At 71.3% G+C, this 20,776-nt stretch carries 19 protein-coding genes and 1 tRNA gene; 12 read left to right on the plus strand and 8 right to left on the minus strand.

The genetic code is table 11. From position 1 onward, the window contains the following. Positions 1–25: 25 nt before the first annotated feature. From J2X60_RS05075 to J2X60_RS05090, 4 genes are read right to left on the minus strand one after another with little or no spacing between them, the layout of a single operon-like run. Positions 26–721, minus strand: a complete 696-nt coding sequence (locus J2X60_RS05075; RefSeq protein WP_017888045.1) for a response regulator transcription factor — start codon at positions 719–721, stop codon at positions 26–28. 51 nt (positions 722–772) lie between these two features. Continuing rightward, positions 773–2,470 (minus strand): DNA repair helicase XPB, encoded by a 1,698-nt coding sequence (locus J2X60_RS05080; RefSeq protein ID WP_071302086.1) that lies wholly within the window; start codon positions 2,468–2,470, stop codon positions 773–775. A 57-nt stretch (positions 2,471–2,527) separates the two neighbouring features. Then, the gene (locus J2X60_RS05085) at positions 2,528–4,288 is read right to left on the minus strand and encodes a helicase-associated domain-containing protein (protein WP_309886676.1); all 1,761 of its coding nucleotides are present in this window, start codon (positions 4,286–4,288) and stop codon (positions 2,528–2,530) included. A 28-nt stretch (positions 4,289–4,316) separates the two neighbouring features. After that, positions 4,317–4,616, minus strand: a complete 300-nt coding sequence (locus J2X60_RS05090; protein WP_309777048.1) for a hypothetical protein — start codon at positions 4,614–4,616, stop codon at positions 4,317–4,319. A 56-nt stretch (positions 4,617–4,672) separates the two neighbouring features. Between J2X60_RS05090 and J2X60_RS05095 the strand changes: the two genes are divergently transcribed. Continuing rightward, a complete protein-coding gene (locus J2X60_RS05095) occupies positions 4,673–5,050 on the plus strand; it encodes a cold-shock protein (protein ID WP_022906598.1) in 378 nt (125 codons plus the stop codon). Continuing rightward, positions 5,050–5,817, plus strand: coding sequence for a DUF3027 domain-containing protein (locus tag J2X60_RS05100; RefSeq protein ID WP_309886677.1), 768 nt, complete (start codon positions 5,050–5,052; stop codon positions 5,815–5,817). Before J2X60_RS05095 ends, J2X60_RS05100 begins: the two co-directional genes overlap by 1 nt. 81 nt (positions 5,818–5,898) lie before the next feature. Here the strand turns inward: J2X60_RS05100 and serC are convergent, their stop codons facing one another. Further along, a complete protein-coding gene (gene serC, locus J2X60_RS05105; RefSeq protein WP_071302082.1) occupies positions 5,899–7,014 on the minus strand; it encodes a phosphoserine transaminase in 1,116 nt (371 codons plus the stop codon). A 186-nt stretch (positions 7,015–7,200) separates the two neighbouring features. Here serC and J2X60_RS05110 point away from each other — a divergent pair, with 186 nt between their 5' ends. The 6 genes from J2X60_RS05110 (at position 7,201) to argG (ending at position 12,821) form a co-directional block, all read left to right on the plus strand. Next, entirely contained in the window at positions 7,201–7,896 is a 696-nt protein-coding gene (locus J2X60_RS05110) for a metal-dependent transcriptional regulator (RefSeq protein WP_022906596.1), read from the plus strand. A 272-nt stretch (positions 7,897–8,168) separates the two neighbouring features. Beyond that, positions 8,169–9,104, plus strand: a complete 936-nt coding sequence (locus J2X60_RS05115; RefSeq protein WP_309886678.1) for an NlpC/P60 family protein — start codon at positions 8,169–8,171, stop codon at positions 9,102–9,104. Between the two features lie 391 nt (positions 9,105–9,495). Beyond that, complete coding sequence (locus J2X60_RS05120; RefSeq protein ID WP_070417828.1) at positions 9,496–9,990, plus strand: HNH endonuclease; 495 nt, start codon at positions 9,496–9,498, stop codon at positions 9,988–9,990. 139 nt (positions 9,991–10,129) lie between these two features. After that, complete coding sequence (locus J2X60_RS05125) at positions 10,130–11,233, plus strand: alpha/beta fold hydrolase (protein ID WP_309886679.1); 1,104 nt, start codon at positions 10,130–10,132, stop codon at positions 11,231–11,233. 13 nt (positions 11,234–11,246) lie between these two features. Then, positions 11,247–11,321: transfer RNA gene (locus J2X60_RS05130), tRNA-Arg, on the plus strand. A gap of 57 nt (positions 11,322–11,378) precedes the next feature. Next, a complete protein-coding gene (gene argG, locus J2X60_RS05135) occupies positions 11,379–12,821 on the plus strand; it encodes an argininosuccinate synthase (RefSeq protein WP_070417830.1) in 1,443 nt (480 codons plus the stop codon). A 275-nt stretch (positions 12,822–13,096) separates the two neighbouring features. Here the strand turns inward: argG and J2X60_RS05140 are convergent, their stop codons facing one another. Next, on the minus strand, positions 13,097–14,236 hold the full coding sequence (locus J2X60_RS05140) for an AI-2E family transporter (RefSeq protein ID WP_309777039.1): 1,140 nt from the start codon (positions 14,234–14,236) through the stop codon (positions 13,097–13,099). A gap of 364 nt (positions 14,237–14,600) precedes the next feature. Here J2X60_RS05140 and J2X60_RS05145 point away from each other — a divergent pair, with 364 nt between their 5' ends. Further along, positions 14,601–14,768, plus strand: coding sequence for a hypothetical protein (locus J2X60_RS05145; protein WP_309777037.1), 168 nt, complete (start codon positions 14,601–14,603; stop codon positions 14,766–14,768). 109 nt (positions 14,769–14,877) lie between these two features. Here J2X60_RS05145 and J2X60_RS05150 read toward each other — a convergent pair whose 3' ends face one another. Together J2X60_RS05150 and J2X60_RS05155 are read right to left on the minus strand one after the other, a co-directional pair. Further along, entirely contained in the window at positions 14,878–16,311 is a 1,434-nt protein-coding gene (locus tag J2X60_RS05150) for an MATE family efflux transporter (protein WP_309777036.1), read from the minus strand. Between the two features lie 140 nt (positions 16,312–16,451). Then, entirely contained in the window at positions 16,452–16,895 is a 444-nt protein-coding gene (locus J2X60_RS05155) for a MarR family winged helix-turn-helix transcriptional regulator (protein WP_070417833.1), read from the minus strand. A gap of 417 nt (positions 16,896–17,312) precedes the next feature. On the opposite strand from J2X60_RS05155, the gene J2X60_RS05160 reads away from it, so the two are divergent. From J2X60_RS05160 to nadE, 3 genes are all read left to right on the plus strand, one after another. Beyond that, a complete protein-coding gene (locus J2X60_RS05160; protein WP_309886680.1) occupies positions 17,313–19,409 on the plus strand; it encodes a choice-of-anchor G family protein in 2,097 nt (698 codons plus the stop codon). 183 nt (positions 19,410–19,592) lie between these two features. Further along, positions 19,593–19,772 carry a hypothetical protein gene (locus J2X60_RS05165; RefSeq protein ID WP_070417835.1) on the plus strand — a complete coding sequence of 60 codons (180 nt, stop codon included), beginning with the start codon at positions 19,593–19,595 and terminating at the stop codon, positions 19,770–19,772. 39 nt (positions 19,773–19,811) lie between these two features. Beyond that, a complete protein-coding gene (gene nadE / locus J2X60_RS05170; protein WP_139199207.1) occupies positions 19,812–20,639 on the plus strand; it encodes an ammonia-dependent NAD(+) synthetase in 828 nt (275 codons plus the stop codon). Positions 20,640–20,776 lie beyond the last annotated feature (137 nt).

Raw genomic sequence — 20,776 nt, forward strand, 5'->3', positions numbered from 1 at the left:
ACGAACCCCGAGGGATCCGGACGACCTACGAGGCCTTGGACGCCTTGAGCATGTAGCCGAACCCGCGCTTGGTCTGGATGATCGGCTCGGCCGAGTACTGGTCGAGCTTGCGGCGCAGGTAGGAGATGTACGACTCGACGATGCCGGCGTCGCCGTTGAAGTCGTACTCCCACACGTGGTCGAGGATCTGCGCCTTCGACAGCACGCGGTTCGGGTTGAGCATGAGGTAGCGGAGCAGCTTGAACTCGGTCGGGGAGAGCTCGATCTGCGCGTCGCCGATCGTGACCTCGTGCGTGTCCTGGTCCATCGTGAGCTCGCCGGCGCGGATGATCGCGTCTTCCTCGTCGTTCATCGTGCGACGGAGGATCGCCTTGATGCGGGCCACGATCTCGTCGAGGGAGAACGGCTTCGTGACGTAGTCGTCGCCGCCGACGGTGAGACCGGTGATCTTGTCCTCGGTGTCGTCCTTGGCGGTGAGGAACAGGATCGGGGAGGTGTAGCCCGACGACCGCAGGCGCTTGGTGACGCCGAAGCCGTTCATGTCGGGCAGCATGACGTCGAGGATGATCAGGTCCGGCTCTTCCTCGAGCACGGCGGAGATCGCCTGTGCTCCGTTGCCCACCGCGCGCACGGCGAAGCCGGCGAAACGCAGCGAGGTCGTCAGGAGGTCGCGGATGTTCGGCTCGTCGTCGACGATCAGGATCTTGGGGCCATCGCTCATGGTCCTATCTTCTGACCGTTCCCTAGTGGTTTCCTGAGAGCGGTTGGTGCGTCAGCCCACGACCGCCTGGACCTGGTCGGCGTCGAGGATCGTGTAGGAGTACCCCTGCTCCGCGAGGAACCGCTGCCGGTTCTGCGCGAAGTCCTGGTCGACGGTGTCCCGCGTGACGAGCGTGTAGAACGACGCGGGCAGCCCGTCCTTGTTCGGGCGGAGGAGTCGGCCGAGTCGCTGGGCCTCTTCCTGACGGGAACCGAACGAGCCGGACACCTGGATCGCCACCGTCGCGTCGGGCAGGTCGACCGAGAAGTTCGCGACCTTCGAGACGACGAGCACGTCGATCGACCCCTCGCGGAAGGCCTGGTAGAGCCGCTCCCGCTCGTCGACGGGGGTCGAACCGGTGATCTCGGCGGCGTCCAGGGACTCGGCGAGCGAGTCGAGCTGGTCGATGTACTGCCCGATCACGAGGATCTGCTCGCCGCGGTGCTTCTCGATGAGCTCGCGCACCACCGGGGTCTTCGCCGGCGAGGTCGCCGCGAGCCGGTACCGCTCGTCGTCGCTCGACGCCGCGTACTCGAGGCGGTCCTGGTGCGGCAGGTCGATGCGCACCTCGTAGCAGGCGGCGGGGGAGATGTACCCCTGCGCCTCGATCTCCTTCCACGGGGCGTCGTAGCGCTTCGGCCCGATGAGCGAGAAGACGTCGCCCTCGCGCCCGTCCTCGCGCACGAGGGTCGCCGTGAGCCCGAGTCGCCGCCGGGCCTGGAGGTCGGCGGTGAGCTTGAACACCGGCGCTGGCAGCAGGTGCACCTCGTCGTAGACGATGAGTCCCCAGTCGAGGGCGTCGAGGAGCGACAGGTGCGTGTACTCGCCCTTCCGCCGGGCGGTGAGGATCTGGTACGTCGCGATCGTGACCGGACGGATCTCCTTCACGCTGCCCGAGTACTCGCCGATCTCGTCCTCGGTGAGGGTGGTCCGGCGCAGCAGCTCGGATCGCCACTGCCGGGCGGAGACGGTGTTCGTCACGAGGATGAGCGTCGTCGCCTTGACCGTCGCCATCGCCCCGGCGCCCACGAGCGTCTTGCCGGCACCACAGGGCAGCACGACGACGCCGGAGCCCTGTGCGAAGAACGTGTCGACCGCCTGTTCCTGGTAGGGACGCAGGTGCCAGTCGTCGGTGTCGAGGTCGATCGGGTGCGGCTGGCCGGGCGTGTACCCGGCGAGGTCCTCGGCCGGCCAGCCGAGCTTCACGAGCTCCTGCTTGATCTGCCCGCGTGCCCACGGGAGCAGCTCGACCTCTTCCGGGGAGCGCATGTCGCCCAGCAGCGGCTTGATCCGCTTCGAGCGGATGACCTCGGCGAGGACCGTGGGTTCGGACGCGGTGAGGAGCAGGACCGGCTGGCGCTCGAGCGCTTCGGCCGGGGAGTTCGCGATCGCCGGCGCGTCCGGACGCTCTTCGCGCCGGATGACGAGTCGGCCGTACCGTGCCACGGTGTCGCGGATGTCCACCGTGACGCTCTGCGGGACGGGGAACTTCGCGAAGTGCTCGAGCGTGTGGATCATGCTCTCGGCGTCGTGCCCGGCCGCACGCGCGTTCCACAGGCCGAGCCGGGTGATGCGGTACGTGTGCACGTGTTCCGGCGCGCGTTCGAGCTCGGCGAACACCGCGAGGTCGTGCCGTGCGTCCTCGGCGTCGGGGTGCGCCACCTCGAGGAGCACGGTGCGGTCGCTCTGCACGATCAGCGGTCCGTTCATGACGGATCAGCCTAGGCCGCTCGGCTGCGAACCAGCGCGGATCGGCTCACCTGTGGATCAGGCGTCGCTCTCCACAGCCACCACGAGGGAGAGCGGGAGCGTCCGCTCGACGTCGACGGCCGTGTCGCGTCCCCGCACGCGTCCGGCGGCGACCGAGGTCGGCACGATCGAGAACGGCCGCTCGGAGCCGTCCGGCATGCGCACCGTCAGGCGGATCGGCGTGCGACCCCGGACGGCGAGGTCGATCTGCCGCCCCAGCCACTCCTGCTCGGGCTCGGCCTCGCCGCGCTCGGTGGTGACGCGGAGCCGTTCCACGAGTGCGTGCGCCGCCTGCTCCGGGTTGCGTCCGGTGGTGCGTCGACGGCCTGGAGGAACGGATCCCGTCGCCGGGCGGGCTGCGGCCGTCAGGACGGCCGGGTAGCGCTGGTCCTCGAGCGCCGTGTGGACGACGTGCGGCGGGTAGCGGGTCAGCAGGGTGGTCAGATCGCTGCGCTCCCACGCCAGCTGCCGGAGCTCGGCGTCCACCCCGATGAGGTCGAGCTGGTCGGGCGTACCGTGCACGCGGGCCCCGACCCCGTCGGCGCCGACGTCGACCACGATGCTGCCGTCCCGCGAGGACACCTGGTCGACGAGGTAGGAGAGCGGCTGCGGCAGGCCCGTCGCGGACAGCCGTTCCAGCAGCGCGACGACGTCCTGCCGGGTGTGACCGGCCCGGAACGCGCGACGGAGCGAGTCCTCGGAGATGCGGTACCGGGCGGCGAGGCCAGGTGCTTCCAGCACGGCGACGGTCCGGAGCGCGGCGTCGTCGACCGGCGCGAGCGGCCCCGGCGCGATGACCGTGAGGTCGTGCTGCAGGTACACGGCGTCGACCGTGCGGGGGAGGTCCTCCGCAGCGGGGGCCGGGTCTCCGTCCAGCAGTGCACGGCCGGTGCTCGTCACGCGGCCGTCGACCGTGAGCCCGAGTGCGGCCGCGGTGCCCGCGACGTCGAGCAGCACCGCGTCGAGCCAGCGCGAGCCCGCCGGGTACGCCCACCGGCCGGCCGACACGAGGTCGCGCAGGTCGTCGCCGGCCACGTCGAGCACGCTCCGGACGGCGGGGTCGAGTGCGTCCCGCCATGCCGACACCAGCGTCGACCAGCGGTCCGGCCAGCTCGCGACGAGCCACGCGTCGCCCGCCGCCGTGGTCGCCCACGTCCCGTTGCCCGTGTCCGTGAACCCGATCCGTTCGAGCAGCGCCAGGCGGCCGGGGACCACGACGGGGTCCGCGCCGGCACGCTCGCCGAGCGTCTTCGCGAGCGGGGTGCCGATGCCGCCCTTCACGAGCTCGCGCACCGCGCCCTCGGACACCGCCCGGAGGAGTTCGGCGAGCACGGTCATCGTCGCGAAGGCGTGCTCCGCGCCGGTCGTCCGGGCGCGCTCGTCGTCGCCCGTCTCGTCCACCGGAGCGACGGGGCGGGGGTGATCCGCGCCTCCTGGGAGACCGGCGATCTCGTCGTGGGCGGCCAGCCGGGCCGACACCGCGTCGTCGACGCCGCCGTCCTCGTCCGCCAGGCCGAGCGCGACCGCCGGGGCGAGGTCGTCGGCGGAGCCCGCGCCGTCACGCAGCGCGAGCAGCGTCCGACGGGGCAGGTGCTCGATCGCGGCGTCGACGGCGTCGTCGGTGCGGAGCGCCTCGGCGAGGTCGAAGAAGTCCGAGATGCGCAGCGGGCCGGTCTCGGCGAGGACCGCCGCGGGGAGCCGGCGCGCCACGACGAGCCGTTCGAGGGCGTCGTCCTGCATCGCCCGGAGCCGGGCGGCGAGGTCTGCGGTGGTCGTCATCGTCCGCCGCGCTCGTCCGACGCGGTCCTCAGCGCGCCGTCCGGTTCGCTCGGGCCCGACGGGTCCAGGTGATGCCGAGGAGGGTGAACACGAGCACCATGCCGATCGGGAAGCCGATCAGCGGGATCGCCATGATCACGGGCCAGGGCATCGATCCCTGGGCGCTGGGGACGGTCAGCCACATCACGATCATGGCGGCCATGCAGAGGAAGGCGGCGATGAAGATCCCGCCGACCATGAACGCGAGGGCGCGTTCGGTACGATTGAACGTCACCGGGGGCTCCGCGGAGTCCTGCGTGTTCCCGGTGGACCGGGTCGGGTTGGCCATCGACCCAGGATATCCGACGCACCACGGCCGTTCCACGATCACGAGGAGACCGACGAATGCCCACCGGCAAGGTCAAGTTCTACGACGACCAGAAGGGGTTCGGGTTCATCACCGGCGACGACGGCGAACCCGTCTTCCTGCACGCGTCCTCGCTCCCCGACGGCGTCACGTCGGTGAAGGCCGGTTCGCGGCTCGAGTACGGCGTCGTCCAGGGGAAGAAGGGGTCGCAGGCGCTGTCCGTGCGGCTCCTCGACCCGCAGCCGTCCCTCGCGAAGATGTCGCGACGATCGGCGGACGACATGGCCGTGATCGTCGAGGACCTCGTGAAGGAGCTCGACCGGATCAGCGGGGACTTCCGGCACGGCCGGTACCCGAAGAACGGCACCCGAATCGCTGCGATCCTGCGGCACGTCGCTGACCAGTTGGACGCGTGATGACCGATACCTCCCCTGTTGCTCCTGCCCCTTCCGAGGACCTCACCGCGCTCGCCCGCAAGGCGCTGCTCGAGGTGACCCCCGAGTCGACCGTCGGCGCGTTCGCCGGGACCGTCGACGAGGGCGACGGCGTCGTCTCGGTGCTGTTCGCCAACCGCATGGCCGGGTACCCCGGCTGGCGCTGGACCGTCTCGATCGCCCAGGTGTCCGGTGACGAGCCGACCGTGCTCGAGGTCGAGCTCATGCCTGGTGACGGCTCGCTGCTGGCGCCCGACTGGGTGCCGTGGTCCGAGCGGCTCGCCGAGTACCGGGCCGGCCAGGACGCCGACGGTGCCGAGGGCGAGCACGACGACGAGTCCGACGAGGACGACGACGAGGACGACGACGAGGACTTCGACGGCGACGAGGACGACGCGGACGAGGACGCCGACTACGACGACTCGGACGACGACGAGTCCGACGACGACGAAGCGGACGACGAGGACGACTTCGACGCCGACGAGGACGACCTCGACGAGCCGGACGACGACGACATCGACGGTGTGGACGTCGACGAGCTGGACGGGTCCGAGGACCACACCGACGACTCGGACGACGACGACACCGACGACGCGGACACCGACGACACCGATCAGCAGGACGCACCGGCCGAGCCGGCCCGCGGCCGCCGACGCACCCAGCGGGTGCGCCCGGTCGACCCGGACGTCGACCTCGAGGTCGACCGGCTGGACGCCGGCGAGGTCGACCCGGAGCACCACCGCGCCTGACGGGCGACCGACCGGTCCCCGGACGGACAGGAGGCGCGGTGCCAGCTGGCACCGCGCCTCCTGTCATGAGGACGAACCGCGTCAGCGCAGGGCGCTCACGGTGAAGTCGATCGCCTGCACGAGCTTCGCGACGTCGTCCGGGTCGATCGCCGTGAAGGTCGCGATGCGGAGCTGGTTGCGGCCGAGCTTCCGGTACGGCTCCGTGTCGACGATCCCGTTCTGGCGCAGCGTCGCGGCGACGGCCTTGGCGTCGATCGAGTCGTCGAGGTCGATCGTGGCGACGACCTGCGACCGGGCTGCGGGGTCGGTCACGAACGGCGTCGCGTAGTCGACCGACTCCGCCCAGTCGTAGAGCGTCGACGACGAGGTCTTCGTGCGGGTGTCGGCCCAGGCGAGGCCGCCGGACTCGTTGATCCAGCGGACCTGGTCGTCGAGGAGGATCAGGGTCGCGAGCGCCGGGGTGTTCAGCGTCTGGTTCAGCCGCGAGTTGTCGACGGCGTTCTTGAGCGAGAGGAACTCGGGGATGTACCGGCCGCTCGCGGCGATGCGCTCGACACGCTCGATCGCCGCGGGGGAGAACAGCGCGAGCCAGAGGCCACCGTCCGAGGCGAAGTTCTTCTGCGGGGCGAAGTAGTAGACGTCCGTGGCGCTGACGTCGAACGCGGCACCACCGGCGGCGCTCGTGGCGTCGACGACGGTGAGGGCGCCGGCGTCCCCGGCGGCGCGGACGACCGGCGCCATGACACCCGTCGAGGTCTCGTTGTGCGGGTAGGCGTAGACGTCCACGCCCTCGACGATCTCGAGCGGGGCGAGGGATCCGCCGGGGGCTTCCACCACGTGCGGCGCCTCGAGCCAGGGTGCGCCGGCGGCTTTGGCGAACTTCGAGCCGAACTCGCCGAAGGACAGGTTCTCGGCCCGGCGCTCGATGAGCCCGAACGCGGCGGCGTCCCAGAACGCGGTCGAGCCGCCGTTGCCGAGGACGACCTCGTAGCCCTCTGGGAGGTCGAACAGGTCGCCGAGGCCGGCGCGGACGCTGCCCACGAGGTCCTTGACGGGCTTCTGGCGGTGGGACGTGCCGAGGATCGTCGCGCCGCGGGTCACGAGGGACTCGAGCTGCGCGCCACGGATCTTGGACGGTCCGCAGCCGAATCGGCCATCGGTCGGGAGGAGTTCGGCGGGGATGACGATGTCTGCCATGCACCGATCCTAACGAGCGGTATCCCAGCGCGAGTGACCGTGTACCGGCCGGACGGGGCGGGCCGACGCCGCGCCTCCTGGCCGCATCGCGCACGGACTTTCTTGCACCTTGCAAGTGTTGGTCATTCCATGTCGCCTCGAACAAGTAGGGTGGGGCGCGCTGGGCCCAGACATGAGAGGCGGACCGTGACCGATCTCGTCGACACCACGGAGATGTACCTTCGCACCATCCTCGACCTCGAGGAAGAGGCGATCGTGCCGCTGCGCGCCCGCATCTCGGAGCGCCTCGGTCACTCGGGTCCCACCGTCTCGCAGACCATCGCCCGCATGGAGCGCGACGGCCTGGTCGTCGTCTCGGGCGACCGGCACCTCGAACTCACCGACGAAGGACGCTCGCGCGCGACGCACGTGATGCGCAAGCACCGGCTCGCCGAGCGTCTGCTCTCCGACGTCATCGGTCTCGACTGGGCGTTCGTCCACGACGAGGCATGCCGCTGGGAGCACGTGATGAGCGAGCAGGTCGAGGTCCGTCTGCTCGAGATGCTCGGAAACCCGACCGAGTCGCCGTACGGCAACCCGATCCCGGGCCTCGCCGAGATCGGTGGCCCGGCCGCACCCGGCTTCCTCGACGGCGTGCAGAACATCGTCGCCGCGACCGAGGGCACCGACGCCGTCGCGACCGGGGTCATCCGCCGCCTGGGCGAGCCCGTGCAGTTCGAACCGGAGCTCCTCCACCAGCTGCGGTCCGCCGGTGTCATGCCCGGCCGGGTCGCGAGCGTACAGCGCGCCGGGGCCTACGTCGCCGTGCGCGTCGACGGCGAGGACGCGGGCATCGAGCTCCCGACCGAGGTCGCGCAGCACGTCTACATCGAGCGCTCCTGACCCGTCTGCCCCCGAAACTGGGGCGGGGCGCGTTTCTGCAGCCTGATCAGGGCTTCTTTACCAATTCGTTACAAAGCGGCGGTTTCATCTCGACAAGGTAACGGTCGGCACGTACACTCGACGAGTCCGCCGGCCACCCACGAGGCCCAGGACCCGTGACAGGACGTCTCGAACCCGTCTCCTGTCTCGATCGGAAACGATGACGAACGGATGGGGTTGCACGGTCGGCGATCACCCCCGCTGGCAGTGGTGACGAGACGCCGGAGACACCCTTGACGCAGACCGGTTCCGCCGCGGACGACCAGACGCCCGCGAACCCGACGAACACCGCGAACGCCACCGACGCCCCCCTCTCGCGCCGAGCAGCCCGCGCCGTCACCCCGATGCGCGACGCTCCGCTCCCCGGCGGCCGTCGTGCCGCCCAGGCCGCGCGTACCGCCGCCTCCACCAAGGCGAGCTCGTCGGCCCGCAAGCGCCGCTTCCTCGCGCCGGTCGTCCTGACCGTGGCCGCGGGCATGTTCGGCACCGTCGCGGTCGCCCCGGCGTTCGCCGCGACGCAGCAGTCGACCGGGACGGACGCCGCGACCGCGCAGCGTCAGGTCCGCACGACCGAGGCCCAGAACTTCTCCGTCTCCGACGCGGTCGCCCTCGCCGGCACGAGCCGCGACGGCTACGGTGCGACGGCGCAGTCCACGCTCGACGCCGAGGCAGCGCAGAAGGCCGCCGACGCCGCGGCGAAGCAGGCGTCCGAGCAGGCCGCGGCCACCCAGGCCGCACGTGCGCAGACCGCCTCGCAGTACGCGTCGTACACGGGGCCGAGCGCCTCCGACTACGTCGCCTCGTCGACCGCCGCGAACACCCCGTTCTCGCTGCCGGCCGTGGTCGCCACCGCCAAGCAGTACATCGGCACTCCGTACGTCTTCGGCGGCGCGGACCCGTCGGGCTTCGACTGCTCGGGCTACGTCATGTTCGTGTACGCGCAGTACGGCATCAACCTCGCGCACTCCGTGCCGCTGCAGGACCAGGCCGGCACCACGATCCCCGAGTCCGAGGCGCAGCCGGGCGACGTCGTCATCTTCAACAACGAGGCGCACGACGGCTTCTACATGGGCAACGGCATGATCATGGACGCGCCGAAGCCCGGCGGCTCCGTGTCGATCCGCCCGATCTGGACCAGCGACTACCACATCGTCCGCTTCGGCATCTGACTCCGCTTCAGCGTCTGACTCCGCTTCGGCATCTGACGCAGACCGCGGGCATCGATCCCGTGAACATCGCCGGAACCGGCCCGTGCACCCTCGTGCCGGGCCGGTTTCTGACGTACCCTGACCGTGCACCGGCCCGAATGGTCCGAGCAGGGAGACCCCATGTCAGCGTTCCGCACGACCCGCACCATGGGTCGGCGCGCGCACGTCGACATATGGTCGACCACCGCCTGCGTGCACGAGCACGCCCCTGCATGACCTGAGCACTGCCCATCCGGGTGGTGCTCTTCGTGGTTCAGGGGCCGTTCGCGCGAGCGGAGGTCACCTGCGCGGTACCCCGGTCCGACGCACCCGCACAGCCTGGAAGCCGTCCAGGCACGTCGGAAGGGAACCCATGCGCACTCTCGTCCTCAACGCCGGTTACGAGCCCCTCGCGGTGATCTCGTTCCGTCGGGCCCTCGTGCTGGTCATGAACCAGAAGGCCGCCATCGTCGCCGCCGACCTCGACCACCCGGTCACGGGGTCGACGTCGACCTACGACCGTCCGTCCGTCATCATCCTCACCCGGTACGTCCGCATCCCGCACTCGAGACTCGTGCCGGTGTCGCGCCGGGGCGTCCTCCGCCGGGACGCCAACCGGTGCGCGTACTGCGATCGGCACGCCACCACGATCGACCACGTGCAGCCTCGCTCGCGCGGGGGCGAGGACTCGTGGGAGAACCTCGTCGCCTGCTGCCTGGCGTGCAACAACACCAAGGGCGACCGCACCCCGCAGGAGATGGGGTGGCGGCTCCGCTTCCGTCCGAAGGCGCCGCACGGCTCCTCGTGGGTGGTCCGGGGCATCGAGCGTCCGCAGTCCGAGTGGGACGAGTACCTGGTGGCCGCGTAGCGGTACCGCGCGGCTGACGCCGTGACGGACTGGAGGCGCGGCTCGGGCCCGACCCGCGCCTCCCGTCCGTCCCGGTGCCGGACCAGGACCGTGTCGGCTGTGGCGACCGGCTGTCGGTGGGCGGGCGTAGCGTGCCGCCATGACGGAGACCCCCGAGATCGACGACGCGACGATCGACGACCTGCGTGCGCGCCTGCGCGCGACCCGCTGGCCGGACGCGCCCGCCGGGACCGGGTGGTCGCTCGGCATCGACGTCGACGAGCTGCGCCCGCTCGTCGAGTACTGGGCGGACGGGTTCGACTTCGACGCGCACCGGGCGGCGCTCGCCGCACTGCCGTCGCGCCGGGTCGAGGTGGACGGCATCAGCATCCACGTGCTGCACGCCCGCGCGGCGACGCCGGGTGCGCTGCCCGTGCTGCTCGCGCACGGCTGGCCGGACTCCGGGTGGCGGTACCGCAAGGTGCTGCCGATGCTCGTCGACGCCGGGTTCGACGTGATCGTGCCGGACATGCCCGGCTACGGGTTCTCCGACGCCCCGCCGCAGCCGATCGACGCACGGGCCGTCGCCGGGATGTGGGCGACGCTGATGACCGACCTCGGGTACGAGCGGTTCGCGGTGTCCGGCGGGGACATCGGCACGCACGTCGTGCGGTACCTCGCGCTCGACCACCCCGAGCGGGTCGTCGCCGTGCACCGGATCGACGGCGGGCTCGCCTGGCCCGGGCTCGACCCGTCGACGCTGTCCGAGGCGGAGCGTGCGTTCGTCGCCGAGACCGAGCGGTGGCGCACCGACGAGGGCGCCTACGCGATGATGCACCGGACCAAGCCGCAGACCGCGGCGGTCGGCCTGAACGACTCCCCGGCCGGGCTCGCGGCGTGGATCGTCGAGAAGCTCCGCTCGTGGAGCGACTGCGGCGGGGACCTCTGGTCGGTGTACACGCGGGACGAGGTCCTGGCGTTGCTCACCGAGTACTGGGCCACGGCGACGATCGGGTCGGCGATGCGGATGTACCACGCGAACGCGGCGGTGCCGGCGGCGCAGCTCGAGCGTCGGGTCGAGGTGCCGTCCGGGTTCTCGATCTTCCCGGGGGACCTCGTGCGGGCGCCGAAGGAGTGGCTCGAGCGGACGACGAACCTCGTGTACCACCACGAACTCGACCGGGGCGGGCACTTCGCGGCGTTCGAGCAACCGGGGCTGTTCGCCGACGAGCTCCGGGCCTTCCTGGAGCCGTTCCGCCGCTAGAGTGGGTGGGCCAGCCTCTGTAGCTCAATGGAAGAGCAGTTCCGTCCTAAGGAAACGGTTGGGGGTTCGAGTCCCTCCAGGGGCACCAGCGCCGGCCAGCGGCACCAGTCGATGTACCGGCTGGACTCCCCGTACGATTGACGTCGTGTCCAAGGTCCTGAGCAGTCTCCCCGTCGGCGAACGAGTCGGCATCGCGTTCTCCGGAGGTCTCGACACCTCCTGCGCGGTCGCCTGGATGCGCGAGAAGGGAGCGGTGCCCTGCACGTACACGGCCGACATCGGCCAGTACGACGAGCCGGACATCGACGCCGTCCCCGGTCGTGCCCACGAGTACGGTGCCGAGATCGCCCGACTCGTCGACGCGAAGAGCGCCCTCGTGGAAGAGGGCCTCGTCGCCCTGCAGACCGGTGCCTTCCACATCCGTTCCGGCGGCAAGACCTACTTCAACACGACGCCCCTCGGTCGCGCCGTGACGGGCACGATGCTCGTCCGCGCCATGAAGGAGGACGGCGTCGACATCTGGGGCGACGGCTCCACGTACAAGGGCAACGACATCGAGCGGTTCTACCGCTACGGCCTGATGGCGAACCCGCGGCTGCGCGTCTACAAGCCGTGGCTCGACTCCGAGTTCGTCGAGGAGCTCGGCGGCCGCAAGGAGATGAGCGAGTGGCTCGTCGCCCGGGGCTTCCCGTACCGCGACTCCACCGAGAAGGCCTACTCGACCGACGCGAACATCTGGGGCGCCACGCACGAGGCGAAGAGCCTCGAGGAGCTCTCGAGCGGCCTGGACATCGTCGAGCCGATCATGGGCGTCGCCGCCTGGCGTGACGACGTCGAGGTCGCCACCGAGGTCGTGAGCGTCCGCTTCGAGGCCGGTCGCCCCGTCGCGATCAACGGTGTCGAGTACGCCGACGCCGTGGCGCTCGTCTACGAGGCGAACGCGATCGGTGGCCGCCACGGCCTCGGCGCGTCCGACCAGATCGAGAACCGCATCATAGAGGCGAAGAGCCGCGGCATCTACGAGGCGCCGGGCATGGCACTGCTGCACATCGCCTACGAGCGCCTGCTCAACGCGATCCACAACGAGGACACCGTCGCGTCGTACCACACCGAGGGTCGCCGTCTCGGTCGCCTCATGTACGAGGGGCGCTGGCTCGACCCGCAGTCCCTCATGCTGCGTGAGTCGCTGCAGCGCTGGGTCGCCTCGGCCGTCACCGGCGAGGTCACGCTGCGCCTGCGTCGCGGCGACGACTACACGATCCTCGACACCACGGGCCCGGCGCTGTCGTACCACCCGGACAAGCTCTCGATGGAGCGTGTCGGCGACGCTGCGTTCGGCCCGGACGACCGCATCGGCCAGCTGACCATGCGCAACCTCGACATCGCCGACTCGCGGGCACGCCTCGAGCAGTACGCCGCCGCCGGGCTCATCGGCGGGGCGACGGGCGACCTCGTCGGTGAGCTCGAGTCGGGTGAGTCGGAGGAGATCCTCGGCGGCGCGGTCGTCACCTCGGATGCCGATGACGCGCTCGGTCGTGCGACGGACCTCGCGTCCGAGGGTGCGGCGTTCGACTCCGGCACCGACTGACGCCGGTCTGCACCACGACGAAGGGGGCCTCCGCAACGTGCGGAGGCCCCCTTCGTCGTGCTGTGCTGCGCCTCGGTCGGCGGACGGGCCGGATTCGAACGACATTGTCGACGTCGTACGACATCGACGACGTCGCTGCCGGGCGGGTGCAACTGTTGCGTCCGCGGGGGAACGACATGGTCGACGTCGTACGACATCGACGTTGTCGTTCCGGGACGGCGGCGCCCCGGACGCCCCGGACGCCCCGACCGCCCGAGCGCCCCCGCCCGCCCGCGTCAGCGCGCCTCGGCGGACTCCACGCGCTTCTGCCGCCACGGGCGCGCCGGCTTGTCGGGCCCGTCCCACACCTGCACGACGCCCCACGCGGCGGCGAGCAGCGGCACCGAGATGATCGCGCCGGTGATGCCCGCGAGCACCGTGCCGGCGGTCAGACCGATCAGGATGACGAGGCCGTGCAGCTTGAGCGTCTTGCCCATCAGGACGGGCTGGAGCAGGTTGCCCTCGAGCTGGTTCACGAGGACGACGATGCCGACGACGATCAGCGCCTGGACGGGGCCGAGTGCGACGAGGGCGACGAGGGCGGCGAGGATGCCGGCCGCCGTCGCACCGACGATCGGGATGAACGCCGTGATGAACACGACGACGGCGAGGGGCAGTGCGAGCGGCACCCCGACGATCGTGATGCCGACGCCGATGCCGATCGCGTCCACCGCGGCGACGGTGGCGGTCCCGCGGACGTAGCCGCCGAGCGTCTGCACGACCCGGTCACCCACCCGGCGAGCTCGGTCGTAGCGGGCACCGGTGAAGGGACGGAGGAGGAACTCCCAGATGGCCGGACCGTCCTTGAGGAAGAAGAACAGCACCACGATCATCAGCACGAGACCGGTGAGGAAGTTCGCCGTGGCCGATGCCCCCGCGAGCGCGCCGGAGCCGAACTGCGAGCTGGTGACGAAGTCCTGGATGCCCTTCACGGCATCGTCGATCTGCGACTGGTCGATCGAGATCGGCAGCGTCGACACGAAGTCCTGGAGCTGGTCGAAGCCGCTCAGGGCCGACTTCTGCAGGTCGGGCCACTGCGAGATGACGGCCACGACGATGAGCCAGCCGACGAGGCCGAGCACGACGAGCACGCCGATCAGGACGGCGAGGGTCGCGAGCACGGACGGCACCCGGTGCCGCCGCAGCCAGGACACGACGGGGTGCATGGCCGACGCGATGATGAGGGCGAGCAGGACCGGGATCGTGACGACGCTGAGCGTGGCGGCGGCGTAGACGATGCCGATCACGACGACGAGCACGACGATGATCTGCAGGCAGCGGGTGGCCAGAGCGCCGAACGAGTCGGACCACTGCTTCGCCACCTGGCTCGGCGGTGCGTCGGGGTGCGGGGGCTGCGGGGTGCCGAACAGGGGCATGGGGCTCCTCGGGGTACGGGTGTGCCCGCCCACCGTACCGGGGACGCGGAGATCCGGGCCGGGGCAACGGCGGCAGGCGCCCGGTGCGCGTTCCGGACGGTTCTCGTGCCGACGGTCAAGCGACAGTACGCTGGGGGACATCGGACCGACTCAGGGTTCCGTCGTCTTGATGCTCCTCGCGGTCTGCGGGGTCTGGCGCAACGGGACGGTCCGATCGGATCCGGAGTGCGCATCACTCCGACGAAGGGCTGGTCGACGTGACCGCCACTGTCCACGTGTGCTCGCACCCCGCCGAACTGTTCGTCGGCTCGCCCCGCACTCCCCTCGGCCCACTGGCCGTGTCCGTCGTCGAGCTGGTGCTCGCGTGACCGTCCGTCGCCAGGAGGACTGGCACCGCCACGGCATGCGCTCGCCCGAGGACATCGCCGGCCTGCTCGCCGCACGCCTCGGCGGCGCGGACGAGACGCTCCGCGCGGTCGGACCGACCTGGGACGAGCCGTCCTACGCGGACTTCCTCGGCGAGCAGCTCTGAACTGACCGCCGACGAGCCGGCCGGCCAGCGACGAGCTGTCGCGGCCACCCGACGGACGGGAGGCGCGGTGCCAGCCGGCACCGCGCCTCCCGTCCGTCGTGGCGTCCCGTCAGACCGCCGCCGCCTCCTCGAGCGCGGCGTCCGCCCGCTCCGGCGAGCCCTCGGCGAGACCGCGGGCGATCCGCCCGCGCGACGCGAGCCAGAGCACCAGCGCCGCGACGAACACGAGCACCTCGGTCACGGTCAGTGCCCAGATGATCCCGGCGAGCCCGAACCACAGGTTCCCGACGATCACGATCGGGATGAACAGCACGCCCTGCGCCATCGACAGCACCATGGCCGGCAACACCATCCCGGTGGCCTGGAACAGCGAGGTCAGCAGCCCGGTGAACCCGTTCACGATCGTGGCGACGAGCTGCGCCGTGAGGATGGTCAGGCCGATCGCGAGCACCGAGTGGTCGCCGGAGAAGACCGTGAAGACCTGCTCGCGGAAGACGAACACCGTGCCGGAGAACAGCAGGACGATCGTCCCGACGGTGAACGCGGCACCGCGGAGTGCGGCTCGGAGCCGAACGGCGTCGCCCTTGCCGAAGGCGTAGGCGAGCAGCGGCAGCACGCCGATGGTCACGCCCATCACGAGGAACTCCGGGACCTGGGCGATGCGGACGGCGACGCCCATGGCCGCGAGCGGGTCGTCCCCGTAGACGGCCGCGAGGTTGTTCAGCACGAGGGTCGTCACGATGAGGAACCCGGACTGCAGCAGTTCGCTCGAGCCGATGCCGAACACCGGCCCGAGGATGTCCGGCCGCAGCGTGAACCACTTCGGTGCGAAGCTCACGTTCGCGCTGTTCCGCTGGAGCCAGACGATCCAGTAGCCGATCGCCACGACGTTGCCGAGGCCGACGGCGAGTGCGGCACCGGCGACGCCCCAGTGCAGGACGAGGATGAAGAGCACGTCGAACACGAGGTTCCCGACGGTCGACAGGACGAGCCCGACCATGGCCTGCCGTGCCGCCCCCTCGGACCGGACGATCTGCTCCAGGGCGAACGACGCGGCGAGCACCGGCACGAACGCGAGCATGACCGAGACGTACGCGCTCGTGGCGGGCACCGCGGCGGCGTCGGCACCGAGCACGGCGACGAGCGGGTGCAGGAACACCAGGCCGAGCACGGCGAGGACCACACCGGTGACGACGGCTCCCCAGAGGGCGAAGGAGGCGACGCGCTTGATGTCCTCGGCCTTGGCGGGATCGTGTTCCGAGGCCCCGAGCATGCGCGACATGAGGGCACTGCCACCGACGCCGAACACGCCGCCGACGGCCATGATGATGCCGAGGAGCGGGGTGCCGAACGTGATCGCGGCGAGCAGCGAGGTGTCGTGCTGCGATCCGATGAAACCGGCGTTGATGACGTTGTAGACGGCGCTGACGACCATCGCGGCGGCCATCGGGACGCACAGGTGGACGAGCGCGCGGCCGATCGGGGCGGCGGACAGGTACCAGCGGTTCTTCGCCGCGGCGGTGTCGGGTGCTGTGGTGCTCATGGCTGCCTCCTTCTGGGCAGGGCGGAGCGCGCGCCGACCGTCGGTCGGCGCCGCAGGGCAGGACTGATGACGCGATCGGCGGACGCCGACGCGTGGGGGTGGGTCGCGCCTCCTGGACGGGCCTGGAGGCGCGGGTCAGGTCACCGGGTGGGTTCCGGCAGCTCCGCGGTCACCTTGTGCAGGAGCTCCTGCAGGGTGGCGCGCTCGTGGGCGTCGAGCGGCGCGAGCAGGACGTCGTCGAGCGCGATCATGGCGTCCTCGAAGCCGGCGATGAGGGCGATCCCCTCGTCGGTGGCGAAGACGCGCTTCGTCCGGGCGTTCTCGGCGTCCGCCCGGCGTTCGACGAGCCCGCGGCGCTCGAGTCCCTGCAGGAGACTCGAGACGCTGGCCGCACTCGTCCGGGTGATGTCGGCGATGTCGCGCTGGATCGCGCCGGGCGTGTGCTGCAGGTACCCGAGCACGAAGCTCTGCTCCTGGGTGAGGTCGCGTTCGCGGACCCACTCCTCGGCCGCCTTGCGCTGCGCCCACCCGATCCAGCGCATCTGCTGGAGGGGCGTGTCGAACCGGGGTGCCTGCTGCGTCATGATCAGAACGCTAACCGTTCGACCTCTAACTGTCAACACTCGAACTGATCCGTTCACGGCGTGCCCCGAACGGGGGTATCGCCACGACGGGGGACCCCCCTTGTAGATTGCACAGGAAACGCGGTCTCACCAACCGCTCATCCTCAGCTCGACGACGCCGCCGAGCCCACCCGGGGGGATCAGGACATGGCACGAGGACGAACGATGCGCGCACGATCGATGCGCCCGTCCGTGGACGCTGCCTGCACCGCTCCCCGCCTCGCCGGGGGTGATCACCCCGGATAGCCGCGCCCGCGCGCAGCACGACGCGCACCCGTGACTCCGGGCCGCCCCACCAGCGCGCCCGTCGGATCTCCCGCCCCACCAGCGGGAGATGGATCAGCAGGCGGACGACCTCCGCCTGGAGGAAGAGGCACCATGCCACGCACTGCAACACGCTTCGCGCTCCGCGCGGGCGCCACGGCCACCGTCGCGGCCGTGATCATCGGGGGAGCAGCCCTCCCCGCACACGCCGCTGCGACCGACGCGACCCAGGCCGAGGGCCGTCTGCTCTCCGGCAGCGGCTCCGTCGACCTCGACAGCGTCGCGGCGCTCGCCGGGTCCTTCGGCGCGACCGCTCCCGGCGGGGCGACCGCCGGGCAGTCCGACCCGCTCGACCTCTCGGTGCTGAACAGCATCGGGATCAACGTCCCCGGGGGCATCCAGCTGCTCGGCCAGAACGGTCTCGTGAACGTCGGCGTCGCCGGCCAGGTCGCGAGCACGGACACCACCTCGGCGGTCGCGGCCGCCGGAGCCGTCGGCGCGGACGGCGCGATCCAGGTCGGTCCGGGCACCCCCGGCGCCGGCGCCACCGTGAACCTCACCCCGCTGCTCGGCGACCTCGACGTCGACGGCATCGTGAGCGAGCTCTCGGTCGGGCTCGGCGCCCTGTCCGCCCGGGCCGAGGCGACGCGGACGTTCGGCGCTCCGGACGTCACCACCGACTACCAGGTCGCCGGCGCACAGGTCCGGCTCGTCAGCCCCGCCGTCCAGCAGCTCGTGACGTCGCTGGACACGACGCTCGGCACCACCGACGACACCGTGAACGCGGCGATCGGCGAGGACGGTCTCACCACCGACCTCACCGCGGCGCTGCTCGACCCGGTGACCGACGCCGTGAACACCCTCGGGCTCGGGGTCCTGACGCTCGACGACACCACCGCCCAGCTCACCGCCGACGTGGACCTGCAGGGTGCGCTCGCCACCGCGACGCAGCAGCCGCTCACCGACGGCCCGGTCACGATCGACCTGTCTTCGGGCGTGGTCACGATCGACCTCGCGCAGCTCTACACGCTGAACGACCTGCCGGCGAACACCACGCTGCTCGACGACGCGACGATCAACGCGCAGATCACCGGCGCGATCTCGGACATCCTGACCGAGCAGCTGCCGGCCCTCCTCACCACGACGCTCACGAACGCCCTGGACGTCGCCGACGTGCAGCTCGTCGTGGACACCGGCGTCGACCTGCTCGGAGCCGACGTGGCGGGGCTGACCCTCACGGTCGACACCACCGTCGGGGACCTGCTCGGCACCGGTGACGGCGCCACGCTCACGGTCACCGGCGACGGGATCCTCGGCCCGGTGCTCGGCACGCTCGACCCGCTGCTGCAGCCGCTGCTCGGCTCGACCATCGTCCCGGCGCTGACCGGCATCCTCGGTGACGTGCTCGGCGGGGACTTCGTGGCGGACACCGTGCAGACCCTGCTCACCACCATCACGTCGACCGTCACGGCGCTCGACCCGCTGCTCGACGTCGTGAACCAGCTCGTCTCCGTCACGATCAACTCGCAGACCGCCCCGGCGTTCACCGAGCCGACCGCCGACGACACCGGGGCCACCACGGTCCGGGCCGTCCGCGTGCAGCTCCTGCCGGCGGCGGACCTGGCGACCGTCGACCTCGCGACGGCGACCGTGCAGGCGGACCCGTTCGCGGGCATCGCCATCACCTCGCCCGAGGACGGGACGGACTACACGGTCCCGGCGGACGACGACACCACCTCGGTGCCGGTCACGGGCACCGCGGAGCCGGGCGCCGACGTCGACGTCACGCTCGACGGTGACGACGAGGGCACGCAGTCGACCGTCGCGGACGAGGACGGCACGTGGACGGTCACGTTCCCCGGGGTCGCCGTCGGTGACCACGAGGCCGAGGCGGTCGAGACGATCGGCACCCTCGTGAGCGACCCCGCTGCGGTGACCTTCGCGGTGGCAGCAGCACCGGTCGACCCGACCGACCCGGGTACGCCCGGTACGCCCGGTACGCCCGGGACGCCGGGGACCCCCGGCGGCGCAGGCGGCCCCGGCGGTGCGGGCGGTGCCGGCGGTGCCGGTGCTGGTGCGGCCGGCAACGGCACGGGGACCGGGAGCCTCGCCTACACCGGTGCCGAGCTGGTGCCGCTGGTGCTCCTCGCCGGGCTGCTCCTCGCGGCCGGCGGCGGCACGCTCGTCGCGCGGCGCATGCGTCGAGCCTGACCCGGACGGGCGCCGGCGGGTACCGGCGCCCGTCTCCCGGGTCCGCGGCGCGTTCGGGTCGCCGCGGACCCGCCGGTGCGGTGGTGGTTCGGGCCACCACCGCACCGGCACCCCTCGTCCCGCTGTCGGCCCCTCCCTGTCGGCCGACTCGATCCACCGCTTCCGACCGCTTCCGACCGCGACGTGAGGACCACCGTGCACGACCACGACACCCACCCGCTCGACCGCCACGTCGGGCCCCCGCACGTCGAACGCTTCGTCCTCACCCGGGCGCAGGAGACCATCGGCGTCGTCTGCACCTGCGCGATCGGGGCCGACCACGACAACACCATCCGTCCGGTCGGCGCGGATCGCGTCCACTGAACCCTGTGCACGCGGCGGATGCAGCGGGATACTGGGGTGGTGCGTGAACTCCAAGCCGCCATCGCAGCGGACCTCAACGTCCAGCCGACCATCGACCCGGAGCAGGAGATCGCCCGTCGCGTCGGGTTCCTCCGGGACTACCTGCTCACCACCGGCGCCAAGGGCTACCTGCTCGCGATCAGCGGCGGACAAGACTCGACGCTCGCCGGGCGCCTGACCCAGCTCGCCGTCGAGTCGCTCCGTGCCGAGGGGCACCCCGCCGAGTTCACCACCGTCCGCATGCCGTACCGCGTGCAGGCCGACGAGGACGACGCCCAGCTCGCGCTGCAGTTCATCGCGGCCGACCCGGGCATCACCGTGAACATCGAGCACGGTGTCGACGGGGTCGTGCAGGACACCGCGGCCTCGGGCGTGGAGCTGAGCGACTTCGTGAAGGGCAACGTCAAGGCCCGGATGCGGATGGTCGCGCAGTACGCCGTCGCCGGGCAGCGGGGGCTCCTCGTCGTCGGGACCGACCACGCGGCCGAGGCCGTGACCGGCTTCTTCACGAAGTACGGCGACGGCGGTGTCGATCTCACCCCGCTCACCGGGCTGTCGAAGAGCCAGGGCCGGCAGCTGCTCGAGCACCTCGGCGCCCCGGCCCGCCTGTACGAGAAGGCCCCCACCGCCGACCTGCTCGACGAGACGCCCGGCCAGACGGACGAGGCGAACCTCGGGCTGTCGTACGCCGAGATCGACGCGTACCTGCAGGGCCACGACGTGCCGATCGAGGTCGCCGAGGCGATCGAGTCGCGCTACCGGGCGACGGAGCACAAGCGCCAGGTCCCGGCGACGCCCTTCGACGACTGGTGGCGTGCGGGCGCGTAGGCGCTGACGCGACTCCGTCCAGGAGGCGCGGTGCGGGTCCGACCCACACCGCGCCTCCCGTCTGTCCGTGCGTTCTCCTACGATGGGAGCCAACGGAACAACAGATGCGGAATCCAGGCTGCGGCCTGTTCCACGAG

Source organism: Curtobacterium sp. 320, from assembly GCF_031455235.1.
In the GTDB taxonomy this organism is placed as follows: Bacteria; Actinomycetota; Actinomycetes; order Actinomycetales; family Microbacteriaceae; genus Curtobacterium.

What these genes read in the sequence shown, in the direction of transcription:
- serC (WP_071302082.1), bottom strand. Translation starts at nt 7,014, where the DNA reads ATGGCAGACATCGTCATCCCCGCCGAACTCCTCCCGACCGATGGCCGA.
- J2X60_RS05095 (WP_022906598.1), top strand. Translation starts at nt 4,673, where the DNA reads ATGCCCACCGGCAAGGTCAAGTTCTACGACGACCAGAAGGGGTTCGGG.
- J2X60_RS05085 (WP_309886676.1), bottom strand. Translation starts at nt 4,288, where the DNA reads ATGACGACCACCGCAGACCTCGCCGCCCGGCTCCGGGCGATGCAGGAC.
- J2X60_RS05160 (WP_309886680.1), top strand. Translation starts at nt 17,313, where the DNA reads ATGCCACGCACTGCAACACGCTTCGCGCTCCGCGCGGGCGCCACGGCC.
- J2X60_RS05080 (WP_071302086.1), bottom strand. Translation starts at nt 2,470, where the DNA reads ATGAACGGACCGCTGATCGTGCAGAGCGACCGCACCGTGCTCCTCGAG.
- J2X60_RS05100 (WP_309886677.1), top strand. Translation starts at nt 5,050, where the DNA reads ATGACCGATACCTCCCCTGTTGCTCCTGCCCCTTCCGAGGACCTCACC.
- J2X60_RS05090 (WP_309777048.1), bottom strand. Translation starts at nt 4,616, where the DNA reads ATGGCCAACCCGACCCGGTCCACCGGGAACACGCAGGACTCCGCGGAG.
- J2X60_RS05120 (WP_070417828.1), top strand. Translation starts at nt 9,496, where the DNA reads ATGCGCACTCTCGTCCTCAACGCCGGTTACGAGCCCCTCGCGGTGATC.
- J2X60_RS05125 (WP_309886679.1), top strand. Translation starts at nt 10,130, where the DNA reads ATGACGGAGACCCCCGAGATCGACGACGCGACGATCGACGACCTGCGT.
- J2X60_RS05155 (WP_070417833.1), bottom strand. Translation starts at nt 16,895, where the DNA reads ATGACGCAGCAGGCACCCCGGTTCGACACGCCCCTCCAGCAGATGCGC.
- J2X60_RS05140 (WP_309777039.1), bottom strand. Translation starts at nt 14,236, where the DNA reads ATGCCCCTGTTCGGCACCCCGCAGCCCCCGCACCCCGACGCACCGCCG.
- J2X60_RS05150 (WP_309777036.1), bottom strand. Translation starts at nt 16,311, where the DNA reads ATGAGCACCACAGCACCCGACACCGCCGCGGCGAAGAACCGCTGGTAC.
- J2X60_RS05075 (WP_017888045.1), bottom strand. Translation starts at nt 721, where the DNA reads ATGAGCGATGGCCCCAAGATCCTGATCGTCGACGACGAGCCGAACATC.